This is a genomic window from Anabaena sp. CCY 0017 (genome assembly GCF_963920885.1).
In the GTDB taxonomy this organism is placed as follows: Bacteria; Cyanobacteriota; Cyanobacteriia; order Cyanobacteriales; family Nostocaceae; genus Nodularia.
In genome coordinates this window covers 45,862-64,342 of the sequence record NZ_CAWUDG010000010.1, presented here as the reverse complement: position 1 = coordinate 64,342, position 18,481 = coordinate 45,862, and the positions used below count along the sequence as shown (strand labels likewise).

Annotated in this window: 15 protein-coding genes and 1 pseudogene; 8 read left to right on the top strand and 8 right to left on the bottom strand. The window is 41.4% G+C overall.

The features are described 5' to 3' along the window. Complete coding sequence (locus tag ACM0OW_RS13970) at window positions 1–399, bottom strand: nuclear transport factor 2 family protein (protein WP_414550711.1); 399 nt, start codon at window positions 397–399, stop codon at window positions 1–3. 331 nt (window positions 400–730) lie between these two features. On the opposite strand from ACM0OW_RS13970, the gene ACM0OW_RS13965 reads away from it, so the two are divergent. After that, window positions 731–1,003, top strand: a complete 273-nt coding sequence (locus tag ACM0OW_RS13965; protein ID WP_414550710.1) for a GlsB/YeaQ/YmgE family stress response membrane protein — start codon at window positions 731–733, stop codon at window positions 1,001–1,003. A gap of 145 nt (window positions 1,004–1,148) precedes the next feature. On the opposite strand, the gene ACM0OW_RS13960 is transcribed toward ACM0OW_RS13965, so the two are convergent. The 3 genes from ACM0OW_RS13960 to ACM0OW_RS13950 all read right to left on the bottom strand — a co-directional run bounded on the left by ACM0OW_RS13960 (window position 1,149) and on the right by ACM0OW_RS13950 (window position 2,989). Further along, entirely contained in the window at window positions 1,149–1,331 is a 183-nt protein-coding gene (locus ACM0OW_RS13960) for a CsbD family protein (protein WP_414550709.1), read from the bottom strand. A gap of 228 nt (window positions 1,332–1,559) precedes the next feature. Further along, complete coding sequence (locus ACM0OW_RS13955) at window positions 1,560–2,327, bottom strand: ChaB family protein (RefSeq protein WP_414550708.1); 768 nt, start codon at window positions 2,325–2,327, stop codon at window positions 1,560–1,562. Window positions 2,328–2,449: 122 nt separating this feature from the next. Continuing rightward, window positions 2,450–2,989 (bottom strand): Dps family protein, encoded by a 540-nt coding sequence (locus ACM0OW_RS13950; RefSeq protein WP_414550707.1) that lies wholly within the window; start codon window positions 2,987–2,989, stop codon window positions 2,450–2,452. A gap of 529 nt (window positions 2,990–3,518) precedes the next feature. On the opposite strand from ACM0OW_RS13950, the pseudogene ACM0OW_RS13945 reads away from it, so the two are divergent. The 6 genes and pseudogenes from ACM0OW_RS13945 to ACM0OW_RS13920 all read left to right on the top strand — a co-directional run. Further along, window positions 3,519–4,750, top strand: a pseudogene (locus tag ACM0OW_RS13945) (glycerophosphodiester phosphodiesterase family protein); the annotation flags it as partial. Between the two features lie 200 nt (window positions 4,751–4,950). Next, window positions 4,951–6,897, top strand: a complete 1,947-nt coding sequence (locus ACM0OW_RS13940; RefSeq protein WP_414550706.1) for an AbiA family abortive infection protein — start codon at window positions 4,951–4,953, stop codon at window positions 6,895–6,897. A 564-nt stretch (window positions 6,898–7,461) separates the two neighbouring features. Beyond that, entirely contained in the window at window positions 7,462–7,794 is a 333-nt protein-coding gene (locus ACM0OW_RS13935; RefSeq protein ID WP_414550705.1) for a type II toxin-antitoxin system PrlF family antitoxin, read from the top strand. Window positions 7,795–7,796: 2 nt separating this feature from the next. After that, window positions 7,797–8,294, top strand: coding sequence for a type II toxin-antitoxin system YhaV family toxin (locus tag ACM0OW_RS13930; RefSeq protein ID WP_414550704.1), 498 nt, complete (start codon window positions 7,797–7,799; stop codon window positions 8,292–8,294). Between the two features lie 396 nt (window positions 8,295–8,690). Continuing rightward, window positions 8,691–9,401 (top strand): glucosaminidase domain-containing protein, encoded by a 711-nt coding sequence (locus ACM0OW_RS13925; protein ID WP_414550703.1) that lies wholly within the window; start codon window positions 8,691–8,693, stop codon window positions 9,399–9,401. A gap of 15 nt (window positions 9,402–9,416) precedes the next feature. Continuing rightward, complete coding sequence (locus ACM0OW_RS13920; protein ID WP_414550702.1) at window positions 9,417–10,436, top strand: tRNA-dihydrouridine synthase family protein; 1,020 nt, start codon at window positions 9,417–9,419, stop codon at window positions 10,434–10,436. 332 nt (window positions 10,437–10,768) lie between these two features. On the opposite strand, the gene ACM0OW_RS13915 is transcribed toward ACM0OW_RS13920, so the two are convergent. The 4 genes from ACM0OW_RS13915 to ACM0OW_RS13900 all read right to left on the bottom strand — a co-directional run bounded on the left by ACM0OW_RS13915 (window position 10,769) and on the right by ACM0OW_RS13900 (window position 15,777). Further along, window positions 10,769–13,003: a glycoside hydrolase gene (locus ACM0OW_RS13915; protein WP_414550701.1), complete on the bottom strand. Its 2,235-nt coding sequence runs from the start codon at window positions 13,001–13,003 to the stop codon at window positions 10,769–10,771. Between the two features lie 86 nt (window positions 13,004–13,089). After that, complete coding sequence (locus ACM0OW_RS13910) at window positions 13,090–13,320, bottom strand: NifU family protein (RefSeq protein WP_414550700.1); 231 nt, start codon at window positions 13,318–13,320, stop codon at window positions 13,090–13,092. A 258-nt stretch (window positions 13,321–13,578) separates the two neighbouring features. Then, window positions 13,579–15,363, bottom strand: coding sequence for a sensor histidine kinase (locus ACM0OW_RS13905; RefSeq protein WP_414550699.1), 1,785 nt, complete (start codon window positions 15,361–15,363; stop codon window positions 13,579–13,581). Between the two features lie 177 nt (window positions 15,364–15,540). Continuing rightward, entirely contained in the window at window positions 15,541–15,777 is a 237-nt protein-coding gene (locus ACM0OW_RS13900; protein ID WP_414550698.1) for a hypothetical protein, read from the bottom strand. Window positions 15,778–16,331: 554 nt separating this feature from the next. On the opposite strand from ACM0OW_RS13900, the gene lepA reads away from it, so the two are divergent. Next, on the top strand, window positions 16,332–18,143 hold the full coding sequence (gene lepA, locus ACM0OW_RS13895; protein WP_414550697.1) for a translation elongation factor 4: 1,812 nt from the start codon (window positions 16,332–16,334) through the stop codon (window positions 18,141–18,143). Window positions 18,144–18,481: the final 338 nt, after the last annotated feature.

Sequence of the window (18,481 nt, the reverse complement as noted above, 5' to 3'; positions counted from 1 at the left end):
CTAATAAGATTTACCATCACTACCAAAATATTCACGATAGCCAGAAATTTGCTCTCCACGCACATCAAAAGAAACTGCTACCCGATTTTTGTAAGGCTGATTTAATAACAGTCCCTCATCACGAAACTCAAAAACAACAGTTGTCTCATTACTGGTAACACGGTCTAGAGAAGTTAACTGAATTCCTGAATTAAATGATTCAGAGACATATTGAAAAAACTCTCTAGCGCTGTCCTTACCCTGATGTAACCCGTGAAATTTGCCCATTGGAAACCAAAAGGTAAAATCTTCTGTAAGCATAGCTAGAAATGCCTCCCACTCTCCAGTTGCTAAACCGTGGGTAAAATGGTCAAATGCCTGTTGAGCAATTTTCAAAGTTTTGCCTGAATCTTCTGCCATATTCACCTCCAATCAAAGAAGGATATTATATAGCAACTGCCAAGGAAGTTAGGACATTGTTGATTCCTGAAAACCTTGGTGTCAGGGCGGGTTTATTAAAATTATTCTTAGTAATTCAGCATATCTGAAAACCTTGATGTAAGGGCGGGTTGATAAAACTTATTCTTAGTAATTCAGCATATCTGTAAACCCGCCCCTACATGGTTTCTACTCGGCAATTTTCTATACCATTGGAAATTTAAAACCTGAAAATAATAGCTATCTCTTCTGGTAGAAGGAAAACTAGATAGGAATTAATAAATTATTGATAAACCTTTTAATCATTGAAACTATGAACCTTATTGCTTGGATAATTCTGGGTTTAATTGCCGGAGCTATTGCTAAAGCTATTTATCCTGGTCGTCATGGCGGCGGAATCATTGCAACCATGCTATTAGGTATTGTCGGGGCTTTAATTGGGGGAACTATTGTTACTCTCCTAGAAACAGGAACATTACAAATAACTGCGGCAACTCTCAGCATTCCTGGTCTAATTGTCGCAATCATTGGTGCAATTATTGCCATATTTTTATGGGGTTTGCTAACTGATCGTACCAGTCATTAGTAAGAGAGCAAGGACATTTATGGTGAGAGCCAAGTTATTAGGAGCAAACGTTAAAAACTCCACTGTTTTACCAAAAGTGGAGTTTTTGACCAATATTTAGATAATTCTATAGATTAAATCAAATCTATGGACTAGAAACATCGAACTAGTCTATGATTTTTTTGACTTCATCTTTGATATTTTCTATAGTGTGAAGAACTTGGGATTCAGCTTGCTTGGCTTGTCCTTCGTTCTTATCCTCTGGGTTGCCAGTGACTTCACCCACAGCTTCTTGTACCTTGCCTTCAATATTTTTAGCCGTAGCTTCTACTCTTTTTTCGATACTCATATTTATCTTTTGAAGATCATCTATGGGATAGATTATCACTAAAGATTTAGTTTCTCTCTCTATCATTGGATACATCCTGGTGTAGGCAATAACTAATATTAGCTTGACTATTAGCCGTACTAGGAGAGAAATTTTGGAACAGGCAAGATGCCTGTTCTGGGAAGGTTAGAGAGCTGACTCGACAGGTCTTGAAAGCCTGATCAATGGCTAGTGACTACCCACACCTGCTTAAACATTGACCTTAGCCTTTGACCAAACACCGTTTTCGTCTTCATCGAACTGCTGATGAACGGCATCCCAAGCTGCTTGTTCAGCTGTGAACTCATCACTTGTTTGATCTAAAACGGCATTATAGCGATCCATGAATGTACGTTGAGCTTCTTCAGAAAGATGAGAACGAACTTCAGGAGACAAATCGTCTAGACTGTTACAAGGACCAGAGCAAGGGTGAGTCAAAGTTTTATCAGTCGTGTGAATTTCTTCACCACCACTACCTTCGATCAGTAATTGAAATTCTCCCAGGCGATCGCTTGGTACTTCTGCCATTAAGATAAACTCACCAGCTTGTAAGCGTGTTTGATAAACAGCAGCTTTATCTTCAGGCATTCCCCAAGCAGTTAAGGCCGAGACTAATCCAGCGCCAGCACTACCAGCGATCGCACCACTAGCCGCACCTAACAACAACGCACCAATGGGGCCTGCTGCCACGATAGGACCAACAAAGGGAACGAAAAGTACACCCACACCAGTCAGCAAGCTGAGAAACGAACCAAACAAGGAACCAAAAATTGCTCCTGTTCTCAAGCCGCCCAAAATCACATCTTTCTTGGTAATAAAACCAGAAATTCGGGTTTCTGACTGAAAATCTTTGCCCATGATCGAAATATGATCCCTCGGCACACCCCTATCCAGTAAACGTCGAATCACCTGATCAATTTGCTTTTGTTCTTTAAATACCGCTGATATGGTACGTTCAGCTTGATAAAGTTCTGGCACTTTAATACTCCTTTAAACTTATGTTTGTCATAAAAAAATTGCAGATGTATAAGAAGATTGATTCTGATCTGCCAAGTTCAAAAAATCAATCTTCCTTCACTTCACACCTGATTTACCTAGTTCTATACACCCACTGGGGTTTTAGTTTCTGATCCAGGTTGTACACCACTAGGTTCTAAGGCTTGTCCTTCAATAAATGAGCGCAGCATCCAAGCCATCTCTTCATGGGCTTCCATCAGTCCAGTTAAAAAGTCAGCAGTTCCCTCGTCATGGAACTTTTCACTGCATTGATCCACATGATCCCGCAAATTCCGAATCACCTGCTCGTGATCTTCCCCCAGATTAGCTACCATCCCTGTTGCTAAGGGGACATCTCCACTATGTTCTTTGAGAGTAGCAATCTTGAGAAATCCCTCCATCGTACCCACTGGAAAACCGCCCAAAGCCCGAATCCGTTCCGCTAAAGCATCAATATTTTCAGTCAGCTTTTCATAATGTTCTTCCCAAAGTTCATGCAAACTGCGGAACTGAGGACCGACAACATCCCAATGATACTTTTTAGTTTTGACGAGTAAAACGTAGGCATCTGCCAAATCTTGATTCAACAGATTCATCACACCTTGGCGCTGCTCTTGTGTCAAACCAATATTAATTGTACGCATTATTTTCCATCCTTAAGCGAACCTATGTATAAACTGTCCAAAATCGCAGCATAATAAACATCGCCCAGAGGAAAGATAACTCAGCATCATTAATTACAACCTAAGTTAGTTTTATTTGTGTCTTCTAACGGATGGAGGCATTTAAAAAAATAGATTTTTATGTTTGAAAAGACCAAAATCTGATTTTCTGGAAGTTGATAGTTATTTAACTGCAAATATTTCGTAATTTAAGCTAATGCTAGCCATGCCTTAATCTTAGCGGTGTAAATTCAATCTGTGTCGTCAAACTTAAAAAGTAATTCATTATACATACCAAATTAATAAATAACTCGGTAACAATACTTTGGGTTTTGAAGACTTAATTAAGCGGCGAAAAACCAAACTACATTAAGAAGTACGAATTAGCAAAAGTCGAAACCAAAATTTTACCACACCTTAATCTTGCCGTTAACTGAAAACCAAAATGCTGACAGATACAAACCTAGAAAACCAAATATATAATGACCCCACAGAAGGCGACCAAACGACAATTACTTTAAATACTCTCCATGGTCAACCCCCCATTGTGATTGGACACCGGGGAGCGAGTGGTGAACTGCCAGAGCATACTTTGGAGGCTTATAAATTAGCCATTGAAAGAGGTGCTGATTTTATCGAGCCTGACCTAGTTTCTACGCAGGATGGGGTACTGATTGCCCGCCACGAACCTAATTTAATTGCTACCACTGATGTTGCCTCACGTCCAGAATTTAGCGATCGCTTCACCACAAAAATCGTCGATGGCGTAGCTGAAGATGGTTTCTTTGCCTCTGACTTCACCCTAGCGGAAATCAAAACCCTACGCGCTGTGATGCAGCAAGACTTCCGCCCCCAAGTGTTTAACGGTTTCTATGAAATTCCGACTTTAGCGGAAATCATTGAGTTAGTTCAGCAAGTAGAAGCTGATACAGGCAAAAAAATCGGCATTTACCCCGAAACTAAGCACCCAACTTTCCATGATGACCTGGGTTTATCACTGGAAGCACCCTTGTTAGCAACTGTAGAAGCAACAGGTTTCACCGATCCATCCCGGATTTACATCCAATCCTTTGAAGTTGCTAACCTCCAGAGACTCAGTAAACTTACTGTTATTCCCCTAGTTCAGTTATTAAATGCTGGTGGGATTAATCTGGATGGTTCATTAATTGAAACCCAGCCCTATGATTTTGTAGTTAGTGGCGACCCCCGCACCTACGCCGATTTACGGACACCAGCAGGTTTACAAGAAATTGCCACCTACGCCTCTGGTATTGGCCCTTGGAAACGGATGATTATTTCGGTGCAGGGTGTGGATCTTAACGGCGACGGTCAAGCCGATGATGTGAATGGTGATGGTGTTGTTAACGATGCTGATAAAACCCTCACAGCACCCACAACCCTGGTACAAGATGCCCACACCGCAGGCTTGTTGGTACATCCTTATACCTTCCGCAATGAGGAACGTTTTCTAGCTGCTGACTACAACGGCGATCCAGCGCTGGAGTACATACAATTCATCAATTTAGGTATTGATGGCTATTTTACAGATTTCCCTGGCACAGGTAGCCAAGTCCGCGACCAACTCACCAGGGCGTTGTCATCTCTCCTGATAACCCTGATTTACTACTCTTTGAGTTTGCAACCTTGTTAGGGAATAACGTCTTTGGCTTTGAGGATATGCAACGTGGTAGTGACAAAGATTACAACGATATGATTGTCCGCGTTAATTTGACTGTGGGCTAGCCTACAGTTGACTGCATAAACAGTAATCAGAGTCAATACCAAGTATTATGGTCTGGCTCTGATTTTTTTAGATGGGATAGAGAGGAGCGTAGTAGATCCAAAATAGTATCGCTGATTTGTGCCGAGCAGTACAGTTAGTACAGAATGCATTGCAAAGTGGGTATTTTAGATAAGGTACTATTTTTGCCCAACTGATAGTGATGACCAATAGCAGCAAAACACAACTTGGCTACTTCATAGATTTTGATCTTTGGCAAGACGCTTTGGATCTTCTTAACTTTCAGGTTAAGCAGAAGAAAAGCAATCGGCATTTTAATACTCTCAGTATGTTTTACTATGAAAATCTTGATGTAAATTGTCTAAATCATGCTGCACAAGACTACTTCAACATAAAAATATCTAGCAGTCTTTTTTATGGCTTAAAAAAAGAGTTTTCTGTACTCTCGTATGTTATACCTAAACCAGGACTTGGACTAAGAGATTACAAATTTTTTACCTACCCAATGAGAGTAGTATACTATGCTGTTGGACTTTATTTACTTAAACTCTCAGAAGAATTTTTGATTGAAACTTATAAAAAAGTTGAAAGCATTGAATCCTTCTACGGTGGCAAACTTAATTACAAGTCTGGAAAACTTCAGTTCACCTCTAAGAACATCTATTATCGTAGCTTTCACGAAGAATTCAAATTAAGAATAAAAGAAGAAACTAAATTAGAAACCGAAAATAAGGTGGTTCTCAAGCTTGATATTGAAAATTACTTTAATGAATTATCAATTTCGAGGCTAATGCATCTTCTAAGCCGTTTTGTCAAACCTAGTATTCAGGCTAAATTAGCTTATGATGTTTTTACAAAAGAACAAATAATTTTCCTGTTCCAGTTTATTTCAAATGGAAACTCTGGTATACCTCAGTCAGATAATAATATCATCTCTAGTTTTATTGGATATCTTTATTTGGTTTTTGGAGATTTATTTATAGATGACATAATAATAAAACACAGAAATATTATCGAATCACACAAGATTATCAGATATACAGACGATATCTATATATCTATAATGTTCAAACATAATATAAATAAAAAAGATCAAGGGTTATTTGTTCATTCAATTGCTTCTCAAATTGCCGAAGTATTGTATGGTGAACTTGGTCTTAAGCTTAACTTAAAAACCAGGCTCTATCGTTTGTCGAAAAAAGCAGAAAGAGAAGAACTTCTCAAGAATATCCGCAAAACATCCACAAGTGATGAATCCTTGAGTGATATTCAAGAAAGTAATGAAGAAGAAGAGGAAGTCGAAGTGATTGTTGAAACACCACAAGACAAGTTGGACAAAATATTTAAAGAACTAAGAAAAATCAAGAAATCTAGAGTTGAGGATTATTTTATACGAGGTAATTCAACACACGAACAAATCTTTCAAGAGCTTTTTGATAAAAGTGTTGAACAACTTCTGAACAAACCAGAAAATAAAAGAAATATTAAACTAATTTTTACCAATTTTAATTTTAATTTAGTGAAAATTCAACCACTTGAAATATTGATTATTCTGCTCAAAGATGAAAGCTCTATTAATGAATTTAGAAAATTTTGCTTGGATAAAAACATTATTACCACTGGAGATGCTGACTTGATTATTAAGTTATTGTGTCAAACTAATTTCAATGACAAAGAGCTTATCCAAAAACTTAAACAAAATTCTCATATGAGTAATATTATCGATGTATTTTTTAGCGGACAGCTTAATTGTGATAAGCCTGGATATTACAATCTCGCTTGTATGCAAATGAAGAAGTTGTCAGAAATGCCTGATGTCTTAGAACAGACTAGACTACGAATTTTAAATGAGAGAAGTACATCTTATTCAGTGGCTCTTAATCATTTAGTTAATGAAATTCACGCTATTTGCATCAAGCAGGATGGAGCAAATAAAAAAAATTATGATGTCAATAATGTGGTTAAGTTTTTGCAATCAAAAGACATCCAACACGAAATATGCATAAAAGTAAGGAACTTGTTTGATCGTAGAAACTCTAATAGTGTTTCTCATCCTGGATCTGATGGGAGCCTTTCTTGGGAAGTGACTAAAGAAGAATATCTAGATTACTATGATCATGTAGGACGATGTTTAGATTTTCTTTTATGAAGGTTTGTTTAGGTTAGTTTAAACACCCTCTTACGGCAAACATAGCGGTATAAAAAACCCATTTTACCCGACTATCGAGAGCTTATCTGCGGCAGGTAATTGAAAATGTCATGTTACTAGTTGGATATGATCGCGAACTGGCTCCTCTGGAGCATCGCGCCGCAAAAAAATCTTCTTTTTCAATCTGGATTATTAACGCTGGGATGAACAGCTAGAGCATGATATTGCAGACGGTAAATTAGAAGCTTTAGCTCAAGAGGCGATCGCTGAGTTTGAAGCTGGGCATTGCCGCGAAATCTAATGCACTACACAACACGGCGGCACAGAAGGCGGAATAGAAACTTTGGATAGGACAGGCGATCGCTGTTATACGAAAGATTATGTATAAAACCAAGGGATATACGGGAAATGCTGTACAATATAACAAAAATATGTTTTATATAGAAAATTTACTTATATTTTGACAGGAGTTGTCTGGAAATGTCAGATTTAACAAGTATTGAAAAAATAATGCATTTGCATTACCTTAAGAATAGAGTTTAGCCGACAGGTTTAGAAGTCGCTATGGCTGAAAAATTAGCCCCATGCTCAGAATCTACCCTGACTGATCGTTATCAGACTACAGTCCCTGATGCCGTTCGCAAAGTCCTTGGCTTGAAAAAGCGGGATAAAATCTGCTATTCCATCCAGTCTGACGGTCAAGTGGTGATTTCTCGCGCTGAACAGACGGAAAGCGATCCTGTATTGGGGAAGTTTTTGAATTTTCTGGCACGAGATATGGAAAAGAATCCTCAGCACTTAAAAGCAATTAGCTCAGATTTAGTCAACCGTGTTCAATCCTTGGTATCTGAAGTTGATGTTGATTTTGATGCCCCACTTTCGGACGAGGATGAATAAGTTTGTCTGTAGATCAGCCCCTGGTGATTAATGGGTGGAATATATTTGCCCATTCTCTGTTTTTAAAGCAGTTTGAAGAACTTCTGAAGCAAGTTGAGCATTTGCGTCAAAAGTATCCTCAAGACTACAAGAAGAAAAACGCTACAAAACGTCTAGCAGCGATCTCAAAGTTGGCATTTGATATTATTCCTCAAGATCCAACACGTAGTGATTACCGCCAAGGCACTACACTTGGAGATGATTATAAACACTGGTTTAGAGCTAAATTTTATCAACAGTACCGACTATTTTTTCGATATCACCAAGAGAGCAAAATTATTGTCTTCGCCTGGGTTAACGATGAGAACTCTCAGCGAGCTTATGACAGTAAGACAGACGCTTATAGAATTTTTCATAAAATGCTTGAAAGTGGTCATCCTCCAGACGATTGGAATGAATTACTTAAAGAGGCAAAAGATCACACTAATCGTTTAAACAAAGTAATCAACGTAGAAATATAGGCTTAAGGCTTCGCGATTTGAAAAGCGATCGCATTAGCCATTCTTGATAAGATAATGCATTTGCATTACCTTGAATATAGAGTTTAGCCGAACAGATTTCATCCTAACGCACCTTACTGGCGTGGCCAGCTTAAAATAGTGCATTATGTTTCTCTTGTGGAACAGGTATCTTACCTGTTCTGGGGTGACAAGAAACCCACCCCACAATATTTATGCTTATGCACAAAATTAGCTGTGTCACGCCACTACAATACTTAATTGTTTTCATAAATTAAACCGGATTTCTATATAAATTACTTGACAATTAGCAAGAATTGGCAATTTTAAACATTATTCCTATAATTTTAGCTGTTTAAATAATATATTGTTACAGTAAATATTTGACGAGAACTAAGAATGAGCGAGCTTTTTAATCAGCTAGTGAAAGCTTATGCAGAAAAAAGAATTAATTTTCCTCAACTTAAAGAAATTACTATTGCTCAATGGCTTCTAGAATCTGCTAGAGGAAGCAGTTCCTTAGCTGTTAAGCATCTTAACTTTGGCGGGTTGAAATGGCGAGAGGAGATGAAAGATTTTGCCACGGCGGTAGACTATGAAGCCCATGATGGTAAAGAGAAGTATTGCAAATTTGAAAGTATAGATAAATTTATTGAAGGTTACTGGCGTTTTCTAGATCGTTCACCCTATACAGGATGGCGTGATCATGTAGATTCACCTGAAAATTTTATTAGCTTTATTGGTCCAATTTATGCATCTGATAGTAATTATGTTGCCAAGGTATTGAATTTATTGGCTGAAGGAAAACAACTCTTAGCAGCTGCTGGACATATCAATCATCATCATCCAGGAACCGCAGAACCTATCAGTAAACCAGCAATTAAAGCATTTATCCAAAGCCCTAATTATAGCAGTCGCAATGGTGACAAGATTGATACAATTGTTCTTCACTACACCACAGCAGGAACGGCACAAAGCACTATCAATCATTTTAGCAATTCGACATCAAGAGTCTCTGCCCACTATCTCATTGATAAAAATGGCGACATTTATCAAATGGTCAAAGATGCTGATCAGGAACCATTTTTTGATAGAGTGATGCTTTGTTGAACGCTCTTCATCTCTATGTCCCAGGTATCACTCCCCCAATCGCTCCAGAAAGACCTACCCCTCACAGCTCTTGCGCCTATGCAGGATGTGACCAACCTCTGGTTTATGAAGGTCATTGCCCACTACGGCAGTCCCGACTACTTCTTCACCGAGTATTTCCGTGTCAATGATACCTCAAGGCTCAGTCGTAGCATTCTGGCAGCAATCACCGAAAACGACACGGGTCGCCCCGTTTTTGCTCAAATGATTGGCGAAAGCATTCCAGACTTAGTAAGAACAGCAAAGGAACTCTGCGGCTATAATATCGCTGGAGTTGACTTGAACATGGGCTGTCCAGCACCTCGAATCTATCGCAAAAATGTTGGGGGTGGATTGCTGCTTTCACCAGAAAAAGTGGATCGGATTTTGGCAGAACTGCGACAAGCAGTGAATGATCGACCTTTGACTGTGAAGATGCGTCTAGGGTTTGAAAATACAGATACCTTTTACGAAATTCTAGATGTAATCAATCGCCACAGCATTGATTTGCTGAGTGTGCATGGTCGCACGGTGAAAGATATGTACCACGGGGTAGTCAAATATGATTTGATTGCTGAAGCGGTCAGACGGGTTGATTGTCCAGTGCTGGCTAATGGCAATATTTACTCGGCAACAACTGCGCTGGAAGTGCTTGCTCAAACGGGCGCGGCGGGTGTCATGGTGGGACGCTGGGCGATGGGGAATCCTTGGCTGTTTAATCAAATTCGGCAGGCTTTGCGCTTTGAGCCGATTACGCCGGTTCCTTTAATGGAGGTACGCAACTATATTGATCGTTTATGGCAAACCCCAGCCGCCGCAACTATGCCAGCGCGATCGCGTGTCGGCTACCTCAAAAGGTTCCTCAACTACATTGCCCTAAGTGTTGACGCTGAAGGTGATTTCCTCCGGCTGATGCGACAGACGCAGAATGAGGTTGAACTGCTTAACCTTTGCGATCGCGTTCTTCTGGCTGAAGGAACGCAAACTTTAGCCCTCACACCGTACTCAGGCGTGTAAATACTTGGGCTTTGAGCTTGGTGATTACTGTGTGACAGGTGTACCGTTTAAAGTCATAATAGGATTGCGATCGCTACCGACAGGGCGCAGCCCATCGCAAAGGCTAATATCAGCTTGCCAACGAGAGGGGAAATTTGGGTCAATGAAAGTGACTTCAAATCTGCCCCAATGATCAGTAGGTTTACCATCAGCCCCTTCTCTATAGGTATCGCAACGTAAGGCTAAGGTCAGGAAAAATTGTTCTTTTTCATAAGTTGACTATCAAGTTATTGGGTAAAATTGGAGTAATCCTTGGGGCAAAGCGATCGCGAAACACCTTGCCGTAGAGTACTTCACGGAACCTCAATGGGAATCAAACCGTTTTCTGGCACATAGTCGCGGAAATGTCCTTCGTTGGCTAGGAGTAAAACTAGACGCAGGGGATAATCTGGCGAAATTTGCAAATCAGCCCACGGTACTGCAATTTCTAAACAATTATTGAAAGCGACTTGGGCGCGGGTAACACGGGGATGCCATTGATAATGCTCTCCAGCTTCCTGAAACTGGAGCGATTCGGTGAGTAAATTAATTTCTAGATGGTGATGGTAGTGGTAATTAAGTGGCGCGATATCTGGCACATCTGCGATGGGCATAGGGCTATTGTGCATTGTCCGATCAGGATAAAACCACAACAAATTCAACTCTTCGGGTAAATCCTTTCCTGGGACAACACCATTTTTAAAGTCCACCCGCACATAGAAATTTAGGTGATCTACCCCATACCAAAGTCGCTGAATCAGGCTGCTATTGTGCATAGTTCCTCTCGCCCCGCCGATTTCTATGCGTCCGGCTTTGTCCCAGTCCTGTTCATCACCTTTACCATTAATGGTGGGATGAATAAACCCTTCTGGTCTATGACTAGCTCGTGATTCATGCACCTCTAATGGTTGTCTGAGATAAGATGGCGCTGGCTCATTTAAGGCTCGGTAAATTCCTAACAGATGTTCGCGAAATAATTGGTCAAAGATGGCATCCTGATTGGAAGAATGTCCTTCTCCAAACCACCAGAACCAATCGGAACCCTCGGCGGCGTATAAGGATTCCCAAGCTGCTGGGTTATTTTCTTCGGTGGCTTCGGGATGTTTTGCTAGTGTTTCCCTGGCATGGGTGAGGTAATCCCAGGCGCGATTTTTGGCGGGATCTCCTATCCAGGTGGTAAAGCTACCATCTACCCAAGAACCACTATGCAGCTGTCCTCCAGGGATAGTTGCAGTGGCGGGAAATTGTTCGATGAATTCAGAGACAGTGACGAGTTTGAGATGAGGTTCGTCACTTAAGGTTTGATATAGTGCTTCTAAAAAGTGTTTGCCGTCTTGGGGATAATACTCCCAGCAATTTTCTCCATCTAAGGCAATGGTGACTAGCCAAGGTTGTTCGCTGTCGCTTTCTCTTTGCATTTTAGCGATCGCTTGTAGGTGTCCCACTAAGTCTGCTGCTGCCTCTTTAGGCGGCATAGCACTGTAGGTAAAGCCAATCAAATCTGATAATCTGTGGTCACGAAAGACAATAGATAAATCACCGGCAGGAGTTTCTAAACGATAGGGTCTGTATAATAATTCTGGTGACTCGACGTTCCCAGCTCCATCCCGATGAAAGAAGTGTTTTAAAGACCACCCCAAAACTGCTTCATCTGAGCAAATCCACTGAAAACCTTGTTTAATAATATAGGGGAGAATTTCCGGGCTGACTGATTGCTCTGAAGGCCATAAACCCCGTGGTTCTTGCCCAAAACGATCCGTATATAATTCCCAAGCTTTCCGCAAGTGGCGCGGAATGTCTTCTACCCACTGAAAGCGCTGGTGAGGTAGTGTCATAGAAGGCACTGCTACTTGCCCAGAGTTGGTATCAGCTAGTAAGGGCAAAATCGGGTGAGTGTAGGGCGTGGTGGTAACTTCTAACTGCCCTGTAGCTTGCATTTTCCGGTGTTGGGGAATAATGCGACCCAGAATATCGCGCTGTTTGGAATATATGCGCTGGCGATCGCTTAAAGTAAAATTTCGACCTTGTTTTAACCAAGCGGCAATTTCCGGATCATCCCAAAATAAAGGATCAATCCAGGCCAAATTATGCCAAGCCAGCAAATCGCTGTAATCTGGCAATTGCCAATTAGCCAAACACCAAGCTTGTCCCTTTTCTTGTCTTTGGTAATATAACTCGGCATACCGGGGATGAGGGTCAATCAGAGTATGGTGATTAGCATCAAAAAAGTGTTGAATAATAAATTCTCGTTGTGCCTGAGTTATTTGGGCATCAGGTGTCAAACTAGCTGTGAGATACGGGTCGAAAGCAGTACCCGCAATATAATCTTCCAATTGTAAGATCAGGGATGGAACTAAATTTACTGTCTGGTGTAACTTCGGATACTTTTCCAGAATTAATATTAAATCTAAATAATCTTTGGTTCCATGCAATCGTACCCAAGGCAATTGGTAATGCTGACTATTAGAAAGCGAAACGCCTCTGTCAGGGGACTTGTACAGAGGCTGGTGTTGATGCCAGATAAAAGCGATATGTAATGGATGAGACATACTAAAATAATAGAAAATGGGGGATTAGGCATGGGAAATGGGGTATGGGGCATTGGTTATTCCCGTTTTCCCCATCATCCCAGCCGCTAGATTACTTGCTCAATTTCGGCAATTTCCGGAATCATTTCCTTGAGGCGACGTTCAATACCCATTCTCAACGTCATTGCGGAACTAGGGCAAGAACCACAAGCACCTTGTAACCGCAGTTTCACAACCGGACCATCAAGTTCTACAAGTTCCACGTTACCCCCATCAGACATCAAGTAAGGGCGCATTTCATCCAAGACTGTTTCAACGTTGTCAATTGTCAATTCCATTGTGTGAGGCCTCTTTGGGTAGGAAAATTGTGAGATTCAAAGTTTGTTAACTTAATTTTAGATACAATTGTCCCTATATTGTGTGTCAACAAGATTGGAAAAGCTAATAGTCATGCATTCATAACTCCCAAAGCAACCTCTGCTGGAGGAGTTTAAAACAAATTAGCACTTATTCACTCTGGTTAACTACTGATCTTATCTCTTCTTCCCTGCCCTCTGCCCCCTTTCCTCTTCTTCAATCTATTCATGAGAAGAAACTCAATCGTCTTTTGGATTGAGTGAGAGGTTTCTTGCTGTTTCAGCTAAGACTGGCTGCTGATACAGAGGGACTGTGAATGTAACTGTGGAACCCAGTCCTTCGCCGAGACTGTAAAAATGTACTTCACCGCCCATCGCCTCGATTAACTTCTGGGATATTGCCAGCCCCAAACCTGTACCACCGTACTGCCGAGTCCGGGAACCATCCACCTGAGAGAATAATTGAAATAGTTTGTCTTGTTTATCCAGGGAAACACCTATACCTGTATCGGCGACTCTTACCCTCACCATTCCGGGGAATTCCTGGTCTTGAAATTTCACCTTTTTTAAGACTAAATCAGCGCTGACGGTGATGCCGCCTTCTTGGGTGAATTTGATGGCATTACTCACCAAGTTGAGCATGACTTGTAGTAACCGTTGGAAATTACCTTGGACAATAATTTCATCAGAGGTGGGAAGTGTATCAATGCGAAAGCTGAGGTTTCTTGACTCTGCTTGAGGACGCAGGAAATTTTCTACATCTTCAAATAGATCATTGAGCTTAACTTCAGAGCAAACTAGCTCCATTTTGCCAGCTTCGATTTTGGCTATATCTAAGATATCGTTGATAATATTTAGCAGATGTATCGATAGATGATGGGCTTCTGAGAGGAACTGATTTTGTTCTTCATGATCATCTGCCATACCTTCCAAAATCAGCTTCAAAAATCCGATCATGCCGTTGAGGGGAGTGCGAATTTCATGGGATACATTAGCCAGAAATTCACTTTTGAGGCGGGAAGCTTCTTCGGCTTTTTGACGGGCTGCTTCTAGTTCTTTGTACAAGGTAGCATGAGCGATCGCTGTACCTAACTGATTGGCAAACTCTTTTGCTAGTTCTAGTTCTGTCTCCGTCAACGGGTTTAATTCATCTCGCAAACTAATACAAATCAGTCCGTTAGCTTGATCTTGATGGCTGGTAGCCACAACTAATAGTTTATTCTGGGGACACAGATTATACCCCGACCCATCCATCACGATGGGTTCTAGGGTTGCCAACGCCTGAGCAAAGGCTGGCTCAGAAGTTACATCTATTTCTAAGCCAAGCACCGAGTTACGTTCTGGGTGGTGATACTCTGCTATCACCGTGAGTATAGAATTAGAGGGCTGGTAAGGACAGATAATGCAGCGCTCTAGCCGCAGCGCTTTTCCTAAACTGTCAACTGTTTGTTGCCAAATAACATCTAAATCCAATGTCCGTCGAATATTTCTGGTAATTTTATTTACCAATTTCTGGTATTGCTGCGTTCTTCCAGCGTCACGCAGTAAAGTTAAAGCCAATTCTACCTGTGTCAGTTCTTGTGGAGTTGTCTTAACTTTCGTTTTGTTCGGTATAGCTTGCAATAACCGTCCCATTACTAAAACTGTAGTGGCGGCGGTTCCTAATTGCGGCATCATCGGGGAAATTACCAACTCCAACTCAAACAATTCTTGGCCATAGCTAAACCAGCATTGAAACTTCTCCGGAATCAGACTATTTAAAATCTGGCGCAACCGTTCCAAGTAAGCACCATTGTCTACAGGGATAAAAACTGCGTCCTCATTGCACTGGTTAACTATTTCCTTGGGATTTAATCCTAAAAGTTCGCTATGCTGCCAATAAAATGTCAAGTAGCGTCCTGTCCCATCTTGTGTGTACACCAACTCGCAACCGATAGTTGGCAAGAAGCCATCGGTTTTATTCGTCGAGTAGTCCACGTTTTGGGGAAATAAGTTAGGCAATTGGGAGTTAGCAATAATAGTCATTAATCGAGTTGGATAGACAAATGGCAACTCAAAACGGTTTTGCTGAAGCTGTTAAAAAAATTTGGCGTAAATTATTACAGCTTTAGCATCCTATATTAGGTATTTTGGCGTGTATTGAGTCTAGATTCACAAACTTTACATTTTTTTCATGTTCTATTTACAACAAGTTAATGAATGTCAATCATTCCATTCACCCCGTGGCGGAACAGGTGTGCGGCGAGGAGTGCGTGTCAGTTCATCATCTCTGGGAACTTCACCGCGCAACCATTGACGAATCGCCACTTCAATGACTTTACTGGGGTCGTTGGTTAAGTGCTGAATTTGCTCTACTAACTCCGAGTCCAAGCGGACAGCGATTTCTACCTTGTCGGCTCGTATTGACTCCGAGCCGGTAGCTTTCTCTTTCATATTCATAGATTTCTATACTCAGAGATTGTTGCCTCTAAAGCCTTGTCGTGCGCTGATTATCTACCATTTGGGTGAGTTTACTAAATACTGTGAAAGTGCAAATTTACCGCACAGTTAGATAGTTCCCTAAAATCCCCCCAAAGTAACAGCATTTGGTTTTAAATGGTAAATGTGATCGAACTCGCTAGACAACAGCTCTAGAATTTGTGTGTGTAAATCAGTAGTTATAGGCAGTTACGCAGTGTAACAACCCACGATCTCTACATTATTTACTGACATATATTTATTGTACGCTCCTAGTTGGTCAATCCCATCATGTAAAATGGACTTTATAGCAAAGTGCTGTAAAGTCCTGCGGGCATGGCTGCGCTTAGAGCTTATCGCTAAAGCGATACGTTCCTTTATCCGTCAAAATAAATTTGACAGACTACTAGTTGCAGGGTGTAGAGAGAAAAAAATTGATTAATTCTCTCAAAACAGCGTCTTTGCTAAGAAAGCATTAAAATATATGAAGTAAATTTCTTGTTTAACTTTGGTTGCTGCTTCAGCAAAGATAGTATATGACTGATGTTCCCGCAGATCGCATTCGCAATTTCTGTATTATTGCTCACATTGACCACGGGAAATCTACCCTCGCTGATCGCTTACTGCAAGCCACTGGCACTGTAGATGAGCGCAAAATGAAGGAACAGTTCCTTGACAACATGGATCTTGAACGGGAGCGCGGCATTACGATTAAGCTGCAAGCTGCCCGGATGAATTACACAGCCAAGGATGGTCAGGAGTATGTATTAAACTTAATTGATACTCCCGGTCACGTCGATTTCTCTTATGAGGTATCCCGGAGCCTTGTGGCTTGTGAAGGTGCGCTGTTAGTGGTAGATGCTTCTCAAGGTGTAGAGGCGCAAACTTTAGCTAATCTGTATTTGGCTTTAGAACATGACCTGGAGATTATTCCGGTCTTAAACAAAATCGATTTGCCTGGGGCAGAACCAGACCGGGTAATTAGCGAAATTGAAGAAATTATCGGTTTAGATTGTAGTGGTGCGATTCTGGCTTCTGCTAAAGAGGGAATTGGCATTAATGAAATTCTAGAAGCAGTTGTAGAACGCATCACACCACCGAAAGATACCCTAGATGCACCATTACGGGCATTGATTTTTGATAGCTACTATGACACCTACCGGGGAGTAATTGTTTATTTCCGGGTGATGGATGGCACAATCAAAAAAGGCGATCGCGTTTACTTGATGGCATCGGAGAAAGAATACGTCATTGATGAGTTAGGCGTGCTTTCTCCCACCGAAATGCAAGTAGAAGAACTCCACGCTGGGGAAGTAGGCTATTTTGCCGCAGCCATTAAAGCTGTAGCCGATGCACGGGTAGGAGACACAATCACTTTAACTAAAGCTAAAGCCGCAGAACCCTTACCTGGTTACACAGAAGCGAAACCAATGGTATTTTGTGGAATGTTCCCCATTGATGCTGACCAGTTTGAAGACTTACGCGAAGCTTTAGGTAAACTGGAACTCAACGATGCGGCGCTCAAATACGAACCAGAAACTTCTAGCGCCATGGGCTTTGGCTTTCGTTGTGGGTTCTTGGGATTACTGCATATGGAAATTGTCCAGGAACGCTTAGAGCGAGAGTATAACCTAGATTTAATTATTACTGCCCCTTCAGTAGTTTACCGGGTAGTGACGATCGCAGGCGAAGAACTGTATATAGACAATCCCAGCCGCTTACCCTCTCCCAATGAACGGCAGAAAATTGAGGAACCCTATGTCCAAGTAGAAATGATTACGCCGGAAACCTACGTTGGTAGTTTGATGGAATTGTCGCAAAATCGGCGCGGCGTTTTCAAAGATATGAAATATCTCGCCCAAGGACGCACCACTTTAACCTACGATTTACCTTTGGCGGAAGTTGTCACCGACTTTTTTGATCAGATGAAGTCGCGATCGCGCGGTTACGCCAGCATGGAATATCATATCATTGGCTACCGTGAAAATCCCTTAGTGAAGCTGGACATCATGATTAACGGTGATCCCGTTGATTCCTTAGCGATGATTGTTCACCGAGATAAAGCCTATAACATGGGACGGTCAATGGCCGAAAAACTCAAAGAACTAATTCCGCGCCATCAATTTAAAGTGCCAATTCAGGCATCAATTGGCAGTAAAGTCATTGCCAGCGAACACATCCCCGCTTTGCGAAAAGACGTACTAGCTAAGTGCTACGGTGGCGACATCAGCCGGAAAAAGAAACTTTTGCAGAAACAAGCCAAAGGTAAAAAGCGGATGAAATCTGTGGGAACAGTAGATGTACCCCAGGAAGCTTTTATGGCTGTGTTGCGATTAGATCAAAGTTAACCACCGGAAAAACCTCACCCTGCTTTTGCTGTGCAAAACCTGTCCCTCTCCTTCTCCCAAAGGGAGACGCTACGCGAAGGTAAGGAGAGGGTTTTCTCAACTTTGCAAGTAAATGAAGTAGACATCTTAATATAAATCTTGCCCGCCCTTAATTAAAAATGTCCTAACCTCCTTAGAGGATGTTTTAAAAGTTTTGGGCAAATATAATATGGCTACGCCACGCCAAGGGCGAACGCTACTACTCAAGCAAAGTCCACCTATTCCTTCGGAACGCTACGCGAACGTGGACTAATGAAGAATTAAAGTTTTTAACCCGCGCAGGTGGTCACTCCCCTCTC